This is a genomic window from Metabacillus fastidiosus NBRC 101226, from assembly GCF_001591625.1.
Classification (GTDB): Bacteria; Bacillota; Bacilli; order Bacillales; family Bacillaceae; genus Metabacillus; species Metabacillus fastidiosus.
The window spans coordinates 1-16232 of record NZ_BCVG01000085.1 but is presented as its reverse complement, the minus strand read 5'-3'; the positions used below and the strand labels follow the sequence as shown (position 1 = coordinate 16232).

Sequence of the window (16232 nt, the reverse complement as noted above, 5' to 3'; positions counted from 1 at the left end):
AGTAAAATCAAGGATTTAGTGACAGGGCCTTTCAGCTTTTAAAACTTATTAGGGACTTATCGGACAGCCCCGTTAAAATTACTGCATGTTGCCGTATAAATCTTCTAAAGGCTTCATAATAATTTTGTTTAATTGATTAACAAGTACACTCATACGTTGTTCGACTTCCATTAATTGAGAAATCTTTTCATTTTGTTGAACTTCTTGTGCTTTCTGCTGTGCTTTTTCTACTTCTTCTTGTGTAATTTCTTGCCCAGCCATTTGCTTCTGCTGCAATTCTAATTGTATTATACGGAAGTCATCAAACAATTGTTTTGCCTGTGGATCTCCGTTCACTTCACTATAAAGTGCTGTTAACTGTTTATATTCATCAGCTTCTCTTAAAAGTTTTTCTAAATCGTACGCAACATCATATATATTCTCTGCCATATGATGAGCCTCCCTTCCATATTTGCTCTTAAGCTCTTTCCACTATAACAAACTATTAAGAAAAATGCAGTTATATTACTCAATAAAAGTACAAGGAGTTAAGCATTAAAACTTAATTAAAAATCTATGCCTCCTCATTTCTCAAAATAGCAAAGCGAATATTCCTTGGAATATTCCAATAATTCCGCCTAATAATGCTCCTAAATACGTAATCATCTTAAATTCTCTTCGTGAAATAGACAAAATCATGTCCTCTAAACGTTCAACAGCAAATGTAGAAACTTGTTCTCTTACTACTTCTTCTAATTTTAATTTCCCCAATAATTCATGAATATTCCCTTCTAAATAATGAAGAACTTTATCAATAACAAGAGGCAGAAGTTTTTCATTTATATATGCTTCATAAGTTTGAATATATACGGACAGAGGCTTATCAAATAAATCGTCAACATTCATTCTGCTAACAATTCCCTCGATTAATTCCTTGCCAAGCTTTTCAATATTCCACTTTTCTTCTACATCACTTAAGTTAAGTGCCTGAATTTTCAGCCATTCCCTCTCAATGACAGAAGCCAGCATTTTTACCGTTCCGTCATTTCGTAAAAACTTAATTATTTCAGGCTGAACTTTATCTATTAAACTTGAATTCCCTAAAAACATTTGTAGCATATTTCCAAGCATTCCGCTGCGTGTCGCTAAAAAGTCGTCGATCATTTTTTTCAAGCGCTGTTTCCCTTCAGCACTTTCAAAATATTCAATTCCTTTTACAGCAATGAACTGGGCTATTTTTGGAATTGATTCATTAATCTTGCTGGAGAAGTGAGCTGGAATTAATTCTTCTAATGATTTCTCTTTATTCTCCATTAAAAATGCTTCATATTTTAAATGTAAAAATACTTGAATTTTTTCTTGAACAAATTGCGGAGCATTATTTATACCAGCTGCTGACAATAATTGTGAAGCAGATTTCTCAGTATTTACGATTTTATTCATTTCAGCCTGCCCCCATGTCAGGAGCTGAGCTTTAAATTCAGCCTGCTGAAATTTCCGATTAATTCCTTCTGGTGTTAATAAATGCTGAACAACCATCTTTCCCATTTGATTTGCTAATTCATCCCGTCTTTTTGGAATAAGACCTGGAGTGAACGGTATTCTTTTTCCGAAAATATATACTGGTTTATATGGATGAAATAACATTTTTATCGCCAAATGATTCGTTATTCCGCCGATTATTGCCCCAACTGCAACCATAAATAAAATCATTAAAAAAGCGGTCATTTCCATTTACCTTCCAAATTTCACCTATTTTAATTTCTATACATACGATATCGTATGAACATTAAGCCTATGGAAATATTATAGTGCTAGTGCGAACTGTGAGCAAATGAGGGATAATTATAATGACTAAAAAAATCGAAATTTCTTCATATTCAAGCTCCACTCAGCATGCTGAATGCAGAATAAGTAAAAAACTGCGTAAAGAACTCCAATTACCAAATGATTTAAAACAGTTAAAAATTCGGTGCAGTATGCATAGTGTTACATGTAATGTCGTATTTATAAACGAGGATCGCCTTGCTTTATCTGTAACAGATGAAGCTTTACAGCTATTGCGCCTTCCGATCCCTATTACTCTTCAGGGAAAAATAAATAAAAAAAATGAACTGATTCTCGGACCCGTAATAGCGGTGTTAACAGAAGAAAAAACAAAACAAGATCATCTTTTCGGACCAACAGATCAATTTTACAAAGAATTAGCACAATATTGTGCGCAAAACGGTTTTCTTTTTTATGTTTTTTCTATCCCATTGTATGACGACAAAGAAATGCATGGATATGTACTAAAACAAAATAATTGGGAAAAGTATACTGTTCCATATCCACAAGTCGTTCATAATCGCCTCCACTCCCGATCAAAGGAACGGTCTGACGATTTTTCAAAAGTTGCAGCCGATTTAACAAAGAAGAAAGTTCCATACTTTAATGATCGTTTTTTAAATAAATGGGAAGTCCATCGAATTCTTTCAGCAAATGAACATCTAATTCCTTATTTACCTTATACCGAGCTTTTAACCTCAAAAATGCAATTTGAAAGAATGGTTCTAGCAACAGATGATCTTTTTATTAAACCGATAAACGGGAGCCAAGGAAGACGAATTTTCCGGGTCACACATAATCATGGAAAATTCTTCTTAGATTACACGACATTTTCTGGAAAATTAGAAACAGAATTCTTATCCTTACAAAAATTATATAAGGCTCTTTATCCAAGATTAAAACGAGAGAAATTTCTATTACAAGAAACGATTCAATTGCAAACATACAATAATCGTCCACTCGATTTTCGTTTTCTTTGTCATAAAAAAAGATTTCATAAATGGAAAGTGACATCAGCTGTCGCAAGAGTCTCTGCTAGAAATGAATTTGTTGCTAATTTAGCAAGAGGCGGAGAACTTTTAGGCATCAAACAAGTATTGCAGCAGCTATATGGAGAAAAGAAAAGCCAGCATATTCGTAAATTACTCGGAGAATTGTCAATCGAAATTGCAAATGCTATTTGCCTTCACGTTGATGGAGAATTCGGGGAATTTGGAATCGACTTAGCACTGGACTCAAAGGGACATCCGTGGATTATAGAAGTGAATACAAAGCCTTCAAAAAAGACAGGAGATACAGAATGGAAAGTAAGACCATCAGCAAAAGCTATTATTAATTACTGTTTATCTCTATATGAAATGAATAAAAAGCAGTGAGATGATAAGGAGTGGAATAAATGGAACTCGTAACATTCGGTTTTTTAACGGTTCATGATAAACATGAAAAAAAATATGCAACAGAAATCGCTAAAAGAAGCTCCCATTACAATATTCAGTGCGTAAGATTTAAGCCAACAAATATTGATCCTTCTACATTGAAAGTTAAGGGAGAAATGTATGATGATAAAATAAATGAATGGGTTCCTTCCACTTTCAATATTCCAGCCTATCTTTACGACCGTTGTTTTTATCAGGCTGGGGATCAATTAAAGAAAGGCAAGCTTATCGTAGACTGGTTAAAGAAAAATCCGCAAACGATGTTTTTAGGATGTGGTCTTCCAAATAAATGGACTGTTTATGAAACATTAAAAAAAGATTCTGTCCTTTCAAGTTATTTTCCTGAAACGAATTTAGTGAAATCAATTAGCCATATTAAAAAGGTTTTACTTAAAAATGGTTCCTGCCTTTTAAAACCGATCAATGGTTCAAGAGGAAATGGCATCGTTGCCGTTTATTATAACAATAAAAAAGTAACTGCTATTTATCATAAAGGGCGTAATAAACAAAAGAAAGAATTTCATAAACTTTCCCGCTTCGATATTTTCTGTGAAAGCTTATTAAAGCAACATACTTATCTCATCCAGCCGCTCTTAAATTTAATTGATGCACACGGCTATCCGTTTGATATACGTCTCTTCTTGCAAAAGAATAAACAAGGGCAATGGGAATTAGTAGGAAAAGGAATTCGAAAAGGATATTACGGCTCCTTTCTTTCTAATTTAAGCGGCGGCGGCGAAAGTATATCATATGATGAATGGCTCACTTCATTATCTGCCACACAAAAAATAATTTTTGAAAGTGAGCTTCAAACGATATGCGAGAGACTCCCGCTCTTCTTAGAAGAGAATATCGATCATTTATTTGAACTCGGTCTGGATATTGGGCTTGCAAAAGATGGCTCTGTCTGGATTTTAGATATTAACTCTAAGCCTGGTAGGCAGCTTCTTTTACAAACAGAGAAATCACTTGAAGAAAAATTATATCATGCTCCACTCGCCTACTGTAAATATTTATCCGAACAAAAGTAGGAAAATACTGTCTTACCTGTCATTTAAATAGACGACGAAGACCTTCGTTCTAAAGGAGTCGAGATAAATGGGCAAAACATATACTGTACAGTTTATTAACAAAAGCACTAAAACAATTATTTTACCAGAAGCAATGAGAAACAAAGGAAAAATAGAAAAAATTGCTTTTGGTACCTTATTTTCTGCTTGTCAAACAGAGTATAAAAAAGATCTTGAAAACCGCATCCTTATTTCAAAAGAAATTGTAAATAAAATAAAAATAAGAGATGGAATAAACATCCATCTAGTAATACATGATGGAACTCTTCATCTAGGACCATTAATCGGAATTTTCACTGCTGGATTTACAAAGTCTTCTTTACGGCCAACCGGGGGGAGATCATTATTCTTCTCTAAATATTTATCCATCCAGCAATCATTAGGAATATGCGCATTTATATTTGGGGCTCACCATATTAATTGGGAAGAAGGAACAATTGATGGATTTATTTATGCTAAAGAAGGTTTTAAACAAGTGACTCTCCCCTTCCCAGATGTTATTTATGACCGTTTGCCAAATCGAAAAGTTGAAAAACTGCAGAAAATAAAAAAAGCAAAAAATAGATTAAGAAAAAGCTATTCTATTCCATGGTATAATCCAGGATTTTTTAATAAATGGGATATCCACAAGCTGATTATTAACGATCTTTCTGTTTCCTCTTATTTACCAGAAACATATATTAATCCGACCACCAGTAAAATGGAAGAAATGTTAAAAAAATATAAAAGCATCTTTTTAAAGCCTGCAAATGGCAGTCTCGGTCTCGGTGTCTTCCAACTAATGTATTCAAAAGAAGAAAATCAATATTTTTCAAGATATCGTGATAAAAAATCCAGAAATAGATTAAAAAAATTCCCTTCATTAGAACATTTCCTAAAACATGCTTTTCAAGATCGCACACTTTCAGATTATTTAGCACAGCAAGGAATAAAACTTATCAGGTTCGATAAAAATCAACTCGACTTTCGCATCCATACAAATAAAGATGAGTTTGGAAATTGGAAGGTAACGGCATTAGCTGCTAAAGTCGCTGGTAAAGGAAGTGTAACGACACATTTAAATAACGGAGGTGTCGTTAAAACATTAGAAGAGATTTACACAAATGAACAGGAAAGAAATCATATAATGCATCTTTTAACAGAGGCAGCAATTAAACTAAGTGTCTCTATCGACAAACATGTTAACGGTTTTATCGGTGAAATTGGATTTGATCTTGGTCTCGATCAGGACGGGAAAATTTGGATGTTTGAAGCTAACTCAAAACCAGGCAGGTCTATCTTCTCCTATCCTAAATTAAAAAAAGCTGATTTATATTCAAGAAAACTTGCTTTACTCTACGGACGCTTTTTAGCGGAAAAAGCGATTAAAGAGCCAGGGAGATTACACGAATGAATTCATATTTCCCATTAGTCGGTATTCTGGTGAGTAAAGGATCAAAAGAGAATATTTTTCGCGGTGATAAATTATTTTTAAGAGGGATTCAGCAAGAGGTTCAAAAAATCGGCGGATTATCATTCGTATTTACACCAGACGGTTTCTCTTCCACACAAGTGACCGGTTATTTCTATGTAGATAAAACAAAGAAATGGGCAAAAGCTGTCTTCCCTTTACCAAATGTAGTATATAATCGTATTTCTTCCCGAAAAGCAGAAACAAAAAATCCTTTTATCCAAGTAGTAAATCAGTGCTATCAAAAAAATATTCCTTTTTTCAATGATTCTTTTTTTAATAAATGGACCATCCATCAAATATTACAGCAAAATAAACAGCTTCTTCCTCATCTTCCAAAAACGATCATATACAGTGATCTAAATTCTGTTTTTTCCATGCTGTACCGCTTTAAATCCATCTACTTAAAACCGGTTCAAGGCTATAAAGGAAAAGGAATTTTTAAAGTTTCTTTTCATAAAGGATTATATGAACTATATGAACAAGAAGAAAAAACAACCTTCACAAAAGAAGAACTTTCTGAAGAAATCAAAAAAAGAATAGAAGAGAAACAATACATTATTCAGAAAGAAATTAAAACAGATCAATTTGAGCAATGCAAATATGATTTGCGCGCAATTTGCATATATGATGAGAAACGCTATAACACCATTAACATTGGTGTTCGTAAAGCAAATAAAGGAAATATTTTAACACATGTACCAAATGGCGGCGAAATTATCCATTTGGATAAAATTAAAAACAGATACGATAAAAATGAAATTTTTTGGCTCGCTGATGAAGTTGGAAAAAGTATTTCAGCTGCGTATCATTTCGTTGGTGAATTTTCACTTGATATTGGACTATCCCGAAATGGACATCCTTATATATTTGATATCAACTCAAAGCCGATGATTTTTGATGAAGAATATATCCAGAACAAAAGAAATAAGGAACTGGCAAAACTCTTTCATACACTGGCAGTAAAACGAAAGGAAATAGAGCCTCCATTTCATAGGTAGAGACATTACTGCATAAACTACTCTTGAAGCGGAGGTGAATATTAATGAATAAAAATGAGTTCTCCAAAGATATTCATCATGAGGGACGCGATAAAGCCTTTCTTGATATTGACCGGATGATTAATGAAGGCTTATCAGGGGGTTCTGTTCATGGCAGAGGAGAGATAACAAATATTGAAGAAGCAAGGGATTTAGTAAAGGAAGATCCCCCTTCTGCGACTAATGAAAAAGAGGCTGAATAAAGCCTCTTTTTAGTATAAAATTGACAGGCATATTATACAATTTCTATAGGTGTTCTAAACCTGCTGAAATATTTTAGCTTTACAAAGGATTGGTGAGACTTAGAAATAAAATCTTGCTTAAAAGGGGAATGATATGATGGCGGAGTTAAAGTTAGAACATATTTATAAACAATACGATAAAAATATCATTGCTGTTCAAGATTTTAACCTACATATTAAAGATAAAGAGTTCATCGTTTTTGTAGGCCCTTCAGGATGCGGGAAATCAACGACACTTAGAATGATCGCTGGACTTGAAGAAATTTCAAAAGGCAGTTTTTTTATTGATGGAAAGAAAATGAATAATGTTGCACCGAAGGATCGTGATATTGCGATGGTTTTTCAAAACTATGCACTTTATCCTCATATGACTGTTTATGATAACATGGCATTCGGTCTTAAACTTCGTAAATTTTCAAAAAGTGAAATTGAGCAGCGCGTAAAAGAGGCAGCCCGTATATTAGGACTCGAACAATATTTAAATCGAAAGCCAAAGGCACTATCAGGGGGACAGCGTCAACGCGTTGCATTAGGACGAGCAATTGTGCGGGATGCAAAAGTTTTTCTAATGGATGAGCCGCTTTCGAATTTGGATGCAAAACTTCGTGTGCAAATGCGCGCGGAAATTACAAAATTACATCAGCGTTTACAAACAACAACGATCTATGTAACACATGACCAGACAGAAGCAATGACGATGGCAACTCGGCTAGTCGTTATGAAAGATGGGATAATCCAGCAAATAGGTGCACCGAAGACAGTTTATGAAGAACCTGAAAATGTATTTGTCGGAGGATTTATCGGTTCACCTGCTATGAATTTCTTTACCGGCATGTTATTAGATGGGAAAGTCAGCATCGGCAATACATTCATTACTGTTCCAAAAGAAAAAATGAAATATTTACATGATCAGCAATACGTAAATAAAGAAATCATTATGGGGATCCGTCCTGAAAATATTCATGATAATCCTGCCTTTATTTCCTCATCAGCAGGGACAAAAGTTGATGCGAAAATTGAAGTTGCTGAATTAACCGGTGCCGAAACAATCGTTCATTCAAGAATAGATAATCAATCATTTATCGCCCGGATCAATTCACGTTCAGACCTCTCCCCTAATGAAAGTATCAATTTAGCATTTGATATGAGCAAGGCCCATTTTTTCAATAAAGAAACAGAAATACGTATTCATCCAAGTGATTCCTATTAATATCATTAAATCTTCTCAGCCCTTCTCACTGTAAAACACTATATACGAGTGATAGAAGGGCCGTAGTTTTTATTACTCAGCAATTATATTGTTTTCTTCATGCATACAATTTGGGCAAATATAATAATGAATGCATTGCTTCTTTTCCAATGACTGCTCTACTCCATCAAAGAGCTTCATTATTTCTATATCCATGTAAGGACTATAATCATCTAAATAATCTGTTATTTTTCCATTATCACTCATAATTGTTTGACAATTAGGACATTGAAAAATACGTGTCTCTAAGCCATTACATAACGGACAGACGTCCATCTCCCCCATCCCCTTTCTTCAGTTCCTATCTATATCGTCCCACATATAAAAATGAAATATGTAATCCTTTAAAACTAATGGATAAAATTACCTAAAAATAAATGAATAGAGGCTTTTTTAAAAAACCATAATACTTAGTAACAACACAAACAAATTCACTTCACTACTTTTCAATCATTGGGTTAAGCCAATTAAGGGCTAAATCATACTGGTGCAATTCCAGTTAACCCAGCCATTAAAAACTAATGAGGAGATGAATGAAAGATGGCACAAAACAATTCAAACAGCAATTCGTCAAATCAACTATTAGTACCTGGAGCACAACAAGCAATTGACCAAATGAAGTATGAAATTGCTTCTGAATTTGGTGTAAACTTAGGAGCTGACACAACTTCTCGTGCTAACGGTTCTGTTGGTGGAGAAATTACAAAGCGTTTAGTGTCAATGGCTCAACAGTCATTAGGCAACTTCAGCAAATAAAAATTTCATAATTTGGCCTATAGAGGCTGACACATATGTGTCAGCCTCTTATTTTTGTTTAGTTTACATTAAATAACTTTCTGTTTCAGCCGATATAAACTAGAGAACATTCTCGAATCTATATACAAAAGGAGCATTCCTATGGGGTTTTTAAGAAGAGAGAAATTCCGTGCACCCGGAATTATTGATAATCTGGATGATGTTATGCATCGCGTCGTATTAAAAGTGGACGAAAAAGATTTAAAAAGACAAATTAAAATGGTTAATCTAACGACTGAAGATTTAGCCATTTCATTGAAATTACAGCCTTATGTAGAAGAAAATATTGATTATATTGTCGGTGCTTTTTATAAATCATTTGAAGCGGAATCAGCCCTAATTGATATTATTAATGAAAATAGTACAATCGACCGTTTAAAGAAAACGTTGCATACACATGTTTTGAATATGTTTAATGGAAAATTTGACCAAGGTGAAGTAGAACGCCTTAGACGAATTGCATATATACATGTAAAAATTGGACTTACTGCAAAATGGTATATGGCAGCTTTCCAACAATTATTATATTCAGTTATTAAAACTGTTGAAGAACACTGTACAACCCATGAGGAACTATTAAAAGTAATTAATACTCTCACAAAAATATTTAATATCGAGCAGCAGATCGTTTTAGAAGCATACGATACGGAATATGAAGCAAAACGAGCGGAACTGGAACAGACAAAAAACGCAGTACGTACGCAAGTAAATGATACAGCTAGACAGCTTGCAGCAATCGCTGAAGAAACAAATGCATTTATCGAAGAAATTAACGCCCAATCTAAGGAAATCGCCTCTTACTCAATTGACCATTTAGAAGTAGCTGCAACCGCCGAGGAACAAGCTCATAACGGAAAACAGGATTTAGATAAACAATCCGAATTAATGAACTTTATCCAGCAAAGTACAGAAAGTATTACAGATCAAATGAAATTATTACAGCAAACATCAGAAAAAATTAACCATGTTGTTGCAATTGTTACATCCATTGCAGAACAGACAAATTTATTAGCCTTAAATGCAGCAATTGAATCAGCTCGTGCAGGTGAAGCAGGTAAAGGTTTCGCTGTTGTAGCAAGTGAAGTGCGAAAACTTGCTGAGGAGACGAAGAACTCTGTTCAAGGCGTATCGGGATTAATTGCTGATATTCATAAGCAAGTAGACAGTATGTCAACCTCTATTAACGAAGTAGCAGAATTAACGGCAAAAGGTACTGTCCAAATGAAAGATATGAACTCATTCTTTGACACAATTTTAGAAATTATGAACAATAATAAAACCCAAAGTGAACAAACGAAGACTGATCTTGCCAACTTCACACATGTCATTGATGATGTTACACATGCTATCTCACAAATTGCCGAGACTTCAGATGGTTTAAAAACTTTATCTGAATCGATGTAAATAGGTAAAGCTAGGGGGATCCCCCTAGCTTTTTCATTTGTATCCTCAAACATTCTCCTTGTCCCATTCAATTTAAAAATGGTATATTGAGACTTCGGGCTAAATGAATATATCATAATAAGCTATAATTTTTAAAAAGAATAGTTGCTTATTCATAGCTTCTATCTTATGATGTAATATATAATAACCACTACATATTGATATTAAATACAAACTAAATAACTATATATTGAATTTACCGTGAGCGATAGGTGCTAATATAGCTTAAAAGGGAATCTGGTGAAAATCCAGAACTGTCCCCGCAACTGTATGTGTGACGAACTTAGGAAATGCCACTTTAAATCTTGAAATATAAGATTTATGGGAAGGCCTTAAGGAGTAGGACAAAGCACAAGTCAGGAGACCTGCCTAGAGCTTGCATAAGTTTTTGAAATCTTCGGGAATTGAGATGATGAAACGATGGTTTAATAAAGAGAATTATCTTCTCTTTATACTGTCGTTTGATCCGCTCAAATCCTTGAGCGGCTTTTTTATTGTAAAGGAGAGGATTTTCAATGAGTATGAAAACCGCTACACAGCCAATAATTACAAATGAAATAGAATTTAGTGAGTCACCTTACGATTTTCATAGATTAAAAACATCCATTACAAGTTTTGGACAAGATTACCCATCACTTGATCTTACATCATATATTGAAAGAATTGATCAAACAATTAAGCAGAGAGAACAGTATACTACCTCTCAATTAACAAATCTTTTAATTTTAGAAGGTCTTTCAAATATTACCGAATCTGAACCTGACTGGACATATTTTTGTTCACAAATTTATTTAAAACAGCTTTACAATGAAGCCTCAGTAAATCGCAAGTATGATGCAGGCGAAAAATACGGCAGCTTCCTCCAACTTTTAAAAACGTTGCATAAAGAAGGAATTTACAGTTCATTGCTTCTTGACCATTATTCTGAAGAAGAAATTAACACACTTGGTACTATTATAGACCCAGAGCGAGACAAACTTTTTACATACATCGGTCTTAGAACATTAGCAGATCGCTATTTAGCACGTGATTATAAAAAACAAGTTTTTGAATTGCCACAAGAACGCTTTTTAATTATCGCGATGACATTAATGGTAAATGAAGAGAAGAATGCTCGTTTAAAGCTAGTCGAAGAAGCATACTGGGCAATGAGTAATCTGTATATGACAGTCGCAACTCCTACCCTATCAAATGCTGGAAAGCCTGTCGGACAACTTTCAAGCTGCTTTATCGATAAAATAGATGACAGTTTACAAGGAATTTTCGATAGCAACACAGATATTGCAAATCTTTCGAAAGCCGGCGGCGGGATCGGTGTTTATCTCGGTGCTGTAAGAAGTCGCGGCAGTGATATTAAAGGCTATAAAGGTGTTTCATCAGGGGTAATTCCATGGATGAAACAGCTAAATAACACAGCAGTCAGCGTTGACCAGCTGGGACAGCGTAAAGGTGCTATTGCCGTCTATTTAGACGTTTGGCATAAAGATATTTATTCATTCTTAGATAGTAAATTAAACAATGGTGATGAACGCCTGCGTACACATGATTTATTTACTGGTGTTTGTATACCTGATTTATTTATGGAACAAGTTGAAGCTCGTGCGGATTGGCATTTATTCGATCCTCATGAAGTTCGTACAGTTATGGGCTACAGCCTTGAAGATCATTTTGATGAAGAAAAAGGAAATGGCAGCTTCCGTAAGAAATATTGGGAATGTGTAGAGAATGAAAGCTTATCACGTGAAACTGTTCCAGCGATTGATATTATGAAGCGCATTATGATCAGTCAACTTGAAGCTGGGACACCGTATATGTTCTATCGTGATGAAGTGAACCGTAAAAACGCGAATTCCCATCAGGGAATGATTTACTGTAGTAACTTATGTACGGAAATTACACAAAATATGAGTGCAACAACAGTCGATGAACAATACACAGAAGATGGAAAAATCATTACAGTAAAAACACCTGGTGACTTCGTTGTATGTAATCTCTCTTCTATTAATTTAGCAAAAGCTGTTACAGAAGATGTTTTGGAAAGATTAGTTTCTATCCAAGTTAGAATGTTAGACAACGTAATCGACTTAAATACGATCCCTGTTCTTCAAGCTAAGTTAACGAATGAAAAATATCGTGCTATCGGTCTCGGTACATTCGGGTGGCATCATTTATTAGCTTTAAAGAAAATAACTTGGGAAAGTGATGAAGCAGTACAGTATGCAGATTCTCTTTATGAGAAAATTTCTTTCTTAACAATTAAAGCTAGTATGGAGCTTGCCAAGGAAAAAGGTGCTTACCCTGTTTTTGAAAACTCAGACTGGCAAACTGGCGAGTATTTCACAAAACGTGAACTTGCTTCCCCTGCCTGGGATGAACTAAAGAAAAATGTGAGTGAATTTGGAATCCGGAATGGCTACTTAATGGCTGTTGCACCAAATGCATCAACATCCATTATTGCGGGCAGTACAGCTAGTATTGATCCTATTTTCCAAAAAGTATATTCAGAAGAGAAAAAAGATTATAAAATTCCAGTAACTGCTCCAGATTTAAGTGCAGAAACAACATGGTTCTATAAATCTGCTTATTTTATTGATCAGCAGTGGAGCATTAAACAAAATGCGAAACGCCAGCGACATATAGACCAGGCAATTTCATTTAACATATATGTACAAAATACAATTAAAGCAATTGACTTGCTAAATATTCATATCGCTGCTTGGAAAGAAGGATTAAAAACAACATACTATGTTCGTTCTACTTCCAGTCTTATTGAAGATTGTGACTCATGTGCGAGCTAATTAATCAAATTTGAGTTTCGCTGATATATCCGAGATCTTTCTTATATATCAGCGAAATTTCATTCATATATCGAATCTTTATAAAGGAGTGACAAACATGGCTAATAATATTTTACAAACAAGAACAATCATGGACCCTACAGCTCCGAACCGTTCTACTGCTATAATTAACGGGAAAAGCTCAAATGTTTTAAACTGGGATGATGTAGCCTACTCTTGGGCATACCCTAAATATAAAAAAATGCTTGCGAACTTCTGGACACCATTTGAAATTAATATGGCACAAGATATTAAACAATATCCGCAGCTTTCTGAAGATGAAAAAGAAGCATTCTTGAAAATAATCGGATTACTGGCACTTCTTGACAGTATTCAAACAGATTATGCAGGAAGAGTTGCTGACTATATAACAGATTCAAGTGTGAATGCACTTATGATCATGCTTGCCCAGCAAGAAGTTATCCACAATCATTCTTATTCATATGTACTATCTAGTATTGTTCCAAAACATGTACAAGATGAAGTGTTTGACTACTGGAGAAGTGAAGAGATTTTAAGAACGAGAAATGATTTCGTAACAAATGGCTATAAATCATTTGCTGAAGAGGCATCTGTTGAAAATTTATTAAAATCAATTGTCTATGATGTTATTTTAGAAGGATTATTTTTCTATTCAGGTTTTGCTTTCTTCTATAATCTGGCTCGTAATCAAAAGATGGTTGCAACAAGTACAATGGTTAATTATATTAATCGGGATGAGCAAATTCATGTTGATCTCTTTGTAAAGATCTTCAAAGAAATTTTAAATGAGTATCCCGAATATAATAATGCGGAGCTTGCTGATTTTGTACAAAAAACATTTGTAAAAGCAGTAGAATTAGAAATCGACTGGGCAAGATCAATCATTGGAAATAAAATGGATGGATTAAACATTACTGATGTTGAAAGCTATATTAAATTTTATGCAAATGTACGTTGTAACCAGTTAGGATTCGAACGTCCCTTCGAAGGATACCGAACAAATCCGCTTAAATGGATTAAAGCATATGAAGAAGTTGATTTAGGGAAATCAGATTTCTTTGAACAAAAATCACGTCAATATACAAAAGTAAACCATGTTGATAATGGTTTTGATGATCTTTAAAAAGCAGGAACAGGACCAATTCAGGTCCTGTTTCCTTCCTAAAAACTAGACTCTTCTTCTTTCTATCTTTTACAATTTTTCATCATAAATAATGACAATCTAAAAGAGCTTCATACTTAAAAAATTGTTCTTCAAAGGCTTTTTCATCCACGTATATATATATCACAATAATGATTATTTTTTAAATATTTAGGCAACTTCGTTTATTTTTATTTATTAAGCATGTTATAATTATTTTAGTAGAGAAAATCTCTCATATGTACATCCAAAGTTATTCCTATTATATACATTATTTGTTTATAATCTGTCATTTAGAATATCATTATAAATAACAGAATTCTTATTGCAGTACATAGTGCTTAACTTCAATAAGAAAGCAGAAAATCTCGAATAATTATCTTAAATTTATGTATATTAGGGAAATTTACTATTTCAATCAGAGGTGAGATAAATGAATTTAAATAATTGGTTTGATAAAGGTTTAACAAAAGATCAATATATTGAAAAAATGTCTGTAAATAAAGATGAAATGCTCTCTATCTATGAACGTTTCCATTTAAATGAGGATGATATTACTTTTTTAGAAAGAATCCAGGAAAAGAATTTAAAAGTTATCGTCTTATCTGAAGACTGGTGTGGAGATGCATTAGTAAATAACCCTATCTTACTAAAAGTTGCTGAAGCAGCAAATATAGATGTCCGCTTTTTATTACGTGATGAAAACTTAGAGCTTATGGATCAGTACTTAACGAATGGGACTTCACGTGCAATTCCTATTTACATTTTCATCGACCAAGACGGCAATGAAAAAGCTGTTTGGGGACCACGTTCACAAAAACTGCAAAAACTCGTTGAAAAAGAGCGAGCACAACTTCCTGCCAATGATGCACCAGATTTTGAAGAAAAACAAGCAAGTATGTACAAACAATTAAGAACAGCATATTTAAATGACGAATCAATTTGGGAAAGTATTGCTTACAGTATTATTTCCACACTAAAACGAAACGATCTTCATCATAAACTGTAAAATAATATAAAATCAGCTGGGGTTTCCAACCCCAGCTGATTTTATATTATTTTATTGTACCCATGCTTTAAAATTTGTACAATATGGAAATATTTCTCTAAAATGCTCTAAGTTTATTCCTCATATTAATCTTCCCTAAATGTTAAATTTATCGAAAATAATCTTTTTACAATTGAACTATCTATCAAAATATGTTAAATTTTACATATACCTCTATGTAAATATACGAAAAAATGAAAAATAACATATGATTAGATTATTTATCGGAGGAGCTTGATAAAACTTGAAAAACCGTCCGAAAAAACTACTGTTTATAAGCCTCCTTTCAGCCGCAATTGTACTATCTACTTCTTTTATTACTTCAGCAGTAAAGGATAAACATTCACACATATACTTAAATTTCTCTACAAAGGAAATTGATATACAATTAACTGAGTTCAATTTTGATGAGCAAATGAACAGTATAAGCTTATTAGAAAACCGGATTAATCAATTGGTTAAACGAAATTTAACAAGCTTAAAAAAGATGACAAAGTGGATAATTAATCAGAAAGATTAATATAGCTTTCATTATTCACAAAAAACCGAGCGGAACTTTGGAAAGTTTCCGCTCGGTTTCTTCGTCTTTTATCCCAGCCTTAACGGGCAGTAAGACCCCCACTTCAAAGTTCTAAAAATCCGAGGAAATTAAGTAAGAGATCAACTGCCCGTAAAGGTCCGGAAAATAGAACA

15 protein-coding genes and 1 riboswitch are annotated in these 16232 nt (G+C 33.8%); of the genes, 12 read left to right on the top strand and 3 right to left on the bottom strand.

Annotated elements, in window-relative coordinates; translation table 11 throughout:
• Positions 1 to 78: 78 nt before the first annotated feature.
• Both BFA01S_RS16535 and BFA01S_RS16530 read right to left on the bottom strand, forming a co-directional pair.
• Positions 79 to 429 carry a YlbF/YmcA family competence regulator gene (locus tag BFA01S_RS16535; protein WP_066233138.1) on the bottom strand — a complete coding sequence of 117 codons (351 nt, stop codon included), beginning with the start codon at positions 427 to 429 and terminating at the stop codon, positions 79 to 81.
• 141 nt (positions 430 to 570) lie between these two features.
• Entirely contained in the window at positions 571 to 1707 is a 1137-nt protein-coding gene (locus tag BFA01S_RS16530) for a DUF445 domain-containing protein (protein ID WP_169800493.1), read from the bottom strand.
• Positions 1708 to 1829: 122 nt separating this feature from the next.
• Here BFA01S_RS16530 and BFA01S_RS16525 point away from each other — a divergent pair, with 122 nt between their 5' ends.
• From BFA01S_RS16525 to BFA01S_RS16500, 6 genes are all read left to right on the top strand, one after another.
• On the top strand, positions 1830 to 3182 hold the full coding sequence (locus BFA01S_RS16525; RefSeq protein ID WP_066233133.1) for a YheC/YheD family endospore coat-associated protein: 1353 nt from the start codon (positions 1830 to 1832) through the stop codon (positions 3180 to 3182).
• Between the two features lie 20 nt (positions 3183 to 3202).
• Positions 3203 to 4273: a YheC/YheD family endospore coat-associated protein gene (locus BFA01S_RS16520; RefSeq protein WP_066233130.1), complete on the top strand. Its 1071-nt coding sequence runs from the start codon at positions 3203 to 3205 to the stop codon at positions 4271 to 4273.
• Between the two features lie 67 nt (positions 4274 to 4340).
• The gene (locus BFA01S_RS16515; protein WP_066233127.1) at positions 4341 to 5705 is read left to right on the top strand and encodes a YheC/YheD family endospore coat-associated protein; all 1365 of its coding nucleotides are present in this window, start codon (positions 4341 to 4343) and stop codon (positions 5703 to 5705) included.
• Complete coding sequence (locus BFA01S_RS16510; protein WP_066233123.1) at positions 5702 to 6763, top strand: YheC/YheD family endospore coat-associated protein; 1062 nt, start codon at positions 5702 to 5704, stop codon at positions 6761 to 6763. The genes BFA01S_RS16515 and BFA01S_RS16510 overlap by 4 nt, the downstream gene beginning before the upstream one ends.
• Before the next feature lie 44 nt (positions 6764 to 6807).
• Positions 6808 to 7005, top strand: coding sequence for a hypothetical protein (locus BFA01S_RS16505; protein ID WP_066233120.1), 198 nt, complete (start codon positions 6808 to 6810; stop codon positions 7003 to 7005).
• Between the two features lie 136 nt (positions 7006 to 7141).
• Positions 7142 to 8254 carry an ABC transporter ATP-binding protein gene (locus tag BFA01S_RS16500; protein ID WP_066233117.1) on the top strand — a complete coding sequence of 371 codons (1113 nt, stop codon included), beginning with the start codon at positions 7142 to 7144 and terminating at the stop codon, positions 8252 to 8254.
• A gap of 72 nt (positions 8255 to 8326) precedes the next feature.
• Here the strand turns inward: BFA01S_RS16500 and BFA01S_RS16495 are convergent, their stop codons facing one another.
• Positions 8327 to 8569: a hypothetical protein gene (locus BFA01S_RS16495; protein WP_066233114.1), complete on the bottom strand. Its 243-nt coding sequence runs from the start codon at positions 8567 to 8569 to the stop codon at positions 8327 to 8329.
• Positions 8570 to 8833: 264 nt separating this feature from the next.
• Between BFA01S_RS16495 and BFA01S_RS16490 the strand changes: the two genes are divergently transcribed.
• From BFA01S_RS16490 to BFA01S_RS16465, 6 genes are all read left to right on the top strand, one after another.
• Positions 8834 to 9049 carry an alpha/beta-type small acid-soluble spore protein gene (locus tag BFA01S_RS16490; protein ID WP_066233110.1) on the top strand — a complete coding sequence of 72 codons (216 nt, stop codon included), beginning with the start codon at positions 8834 to 8836 and terminating at the stop codon, positions 9047 to 9049.
• Positions 9050 to 9190: 141 nt separating this feature from the next.
• Positions 9191 to 10492, top strand: coding sequence for a globin-coupled sensor protein (locus BFA01S_RS16485; protein ID WP_066233107.1), 1302 nt, complete (start codon positions 9191 to 9193; stop codon positions 10490 to 10492).
• A 232-nt stretch (positions 10493 to 10724) separates the two neighbouring features.
• Positions 10725 to 10918, top strand: a riboswitch (cobalamin riboswitch).
• Between the two features lie 134 nt (positions 10919 to 11052).
• Positions 11053 to 13329 carry a ribonucleoside-diphosphate reductase subunit alpha gene (locus tag BFA01S_RS16480; RefSeq protein WP_412758766.1) on the top strand — a complete coding sequence of 759 codons (2277 nt, stop codon included), beginning with the start codon at positions 11053 to 11055 and terminating at the stop codon, positions 13327 to 13329.
• A 97-nt stretch (positions 13330 to 13426) separates the two neighbouring features.
• Positions 13427 to 14473, top strand: a complete 1047-nt coding sequence (locus BFA01S_RS16475) for a ribonucleotide-diphosphate reductase subunit beta (protein ID WP_066233102.1) — start codon at positions 13427 to 13429, stop codon at positions 14471 to 14473.
• 451 nt (positions 14474 to 14924) lie between these two features.
• Positions 14925 to 15500: a thioredoxin family protein gene (locus BFA01S_RS16470; protein WP_066233097.1), complete on the top strand. Its 576-nt coding sequence runs from the start codon at positions 14925 to 14927 to the stop codon at positions 15498 to 15500.
• A gap of 283 nt (positions 15501 to 15783) precedes the next feature.
• Entirely contained in the window at positions 15784 to 16059 is a 276-nt protein-coding gene (locus BFA01S_RS16465; RefSeq protein ID WP_066233094.1) for a hypothetical protein, read from the top strand.
• Positions 16060 to 16232 lie beyond the last annotated feature (173 nt).

Bases quoted from the DNA above. Each gene is read 5' to 3' on its own strand.
- BFA01S_RS16535 (WP_066233138.1), bottom strand. From the start codon at position 429: ATGGCAGAGAATATATATGATGTTGCGTACGATTTAGAAAAACTTTTA.
- BFA01S_RS16530 (WP_169800493.1), bottom strand. From the start codon at position 1,707: ATGACCGCTTTTTTAATGATTTTATTTATGGTTGCAGTTGGGGCAATA.
- BFA01S_RS16525 (WP_066233133.1), top strand. From the start codon at position 1,830: ATGACTAAAAAAATCGAAATTTCTTCATATTCAAGCTCCACTCAGCAT.
- BFA01S_RS16520 (WP_066233130.1), top strand. From the start codon at position 3,203: ATGGAACTCGTAACATTCGGTTTTTTAACGGTTCATGATAAACATGAA.
- BFA01S_RS16515 (WP_066233127.1), top strand. From the start codon at position 4,341: ATGGGCAAAACATATACTGTACAGTTTATTAACAAAAGCACTAAAACA.
- BFA01S_RS16510 (WP_066233123.1), top strand. From the start codon at position 5,702: ATGAATTCATATTTCCCATTAGTCGGTATTCTGGTGAGTAAAGGATCA.
- BFA01S_RS16505 (WP_066233120.1), top strand. From the start codon at position 6,808: ATGAATAAAAATGAGTTCTCCAAAGATATTCATCATGAGGGACGCGAT.
- BFA01S_RS16500 (WP_066233117.1), top strand. From the start codon at position 7,142: ATGGCGGAGTTAAAGTTAGAACATATTTATAAACAATACGATAAAAAT.
- BFA01S_RS16495 (WP_066233114.1), bottom strand. From the start codon at position 8,569: ATGGACGTCTGTCCGTTATGTAATGGCTTAGAGACACGTATTTTTCAA.
- BFA01S_RS16490 (WP_066233110.1), top strand. From the start codon at position 8,834: ATGGCACAAAACAATTCAAACAGCAATTCGTCAAATCAACTATTAGTA.
- BFA01S_RS16485 (WP_066233107.1), top strand. From the start codon at position 9,191: ATGGGGTTTTTAAGAAGAGAGAAATTCCGTGCACCCGGAATTATTGAT.
- BFA01S_RS16480 (WP_412758766.1), top strand. From the start codon at position 11,053: ATGAAAACCGCTACACAGCCAATAATTACAAATGAAATAGAATTTAGT.
- BFA01S_RS16475 (WP_066233102.1), top strand. From the start codon at position 13,427: ATGGCTAATAATATTTTACAAACAAGAACAATCATGGACCCTACAGCT.
- BFA01S_RS16470 (WP_066233097.1), top strand. From the start codon at position 14,925: ATGAATTTAAATAATTGGTTTGATAAAGGTTTAACAAAAGATCAATAT.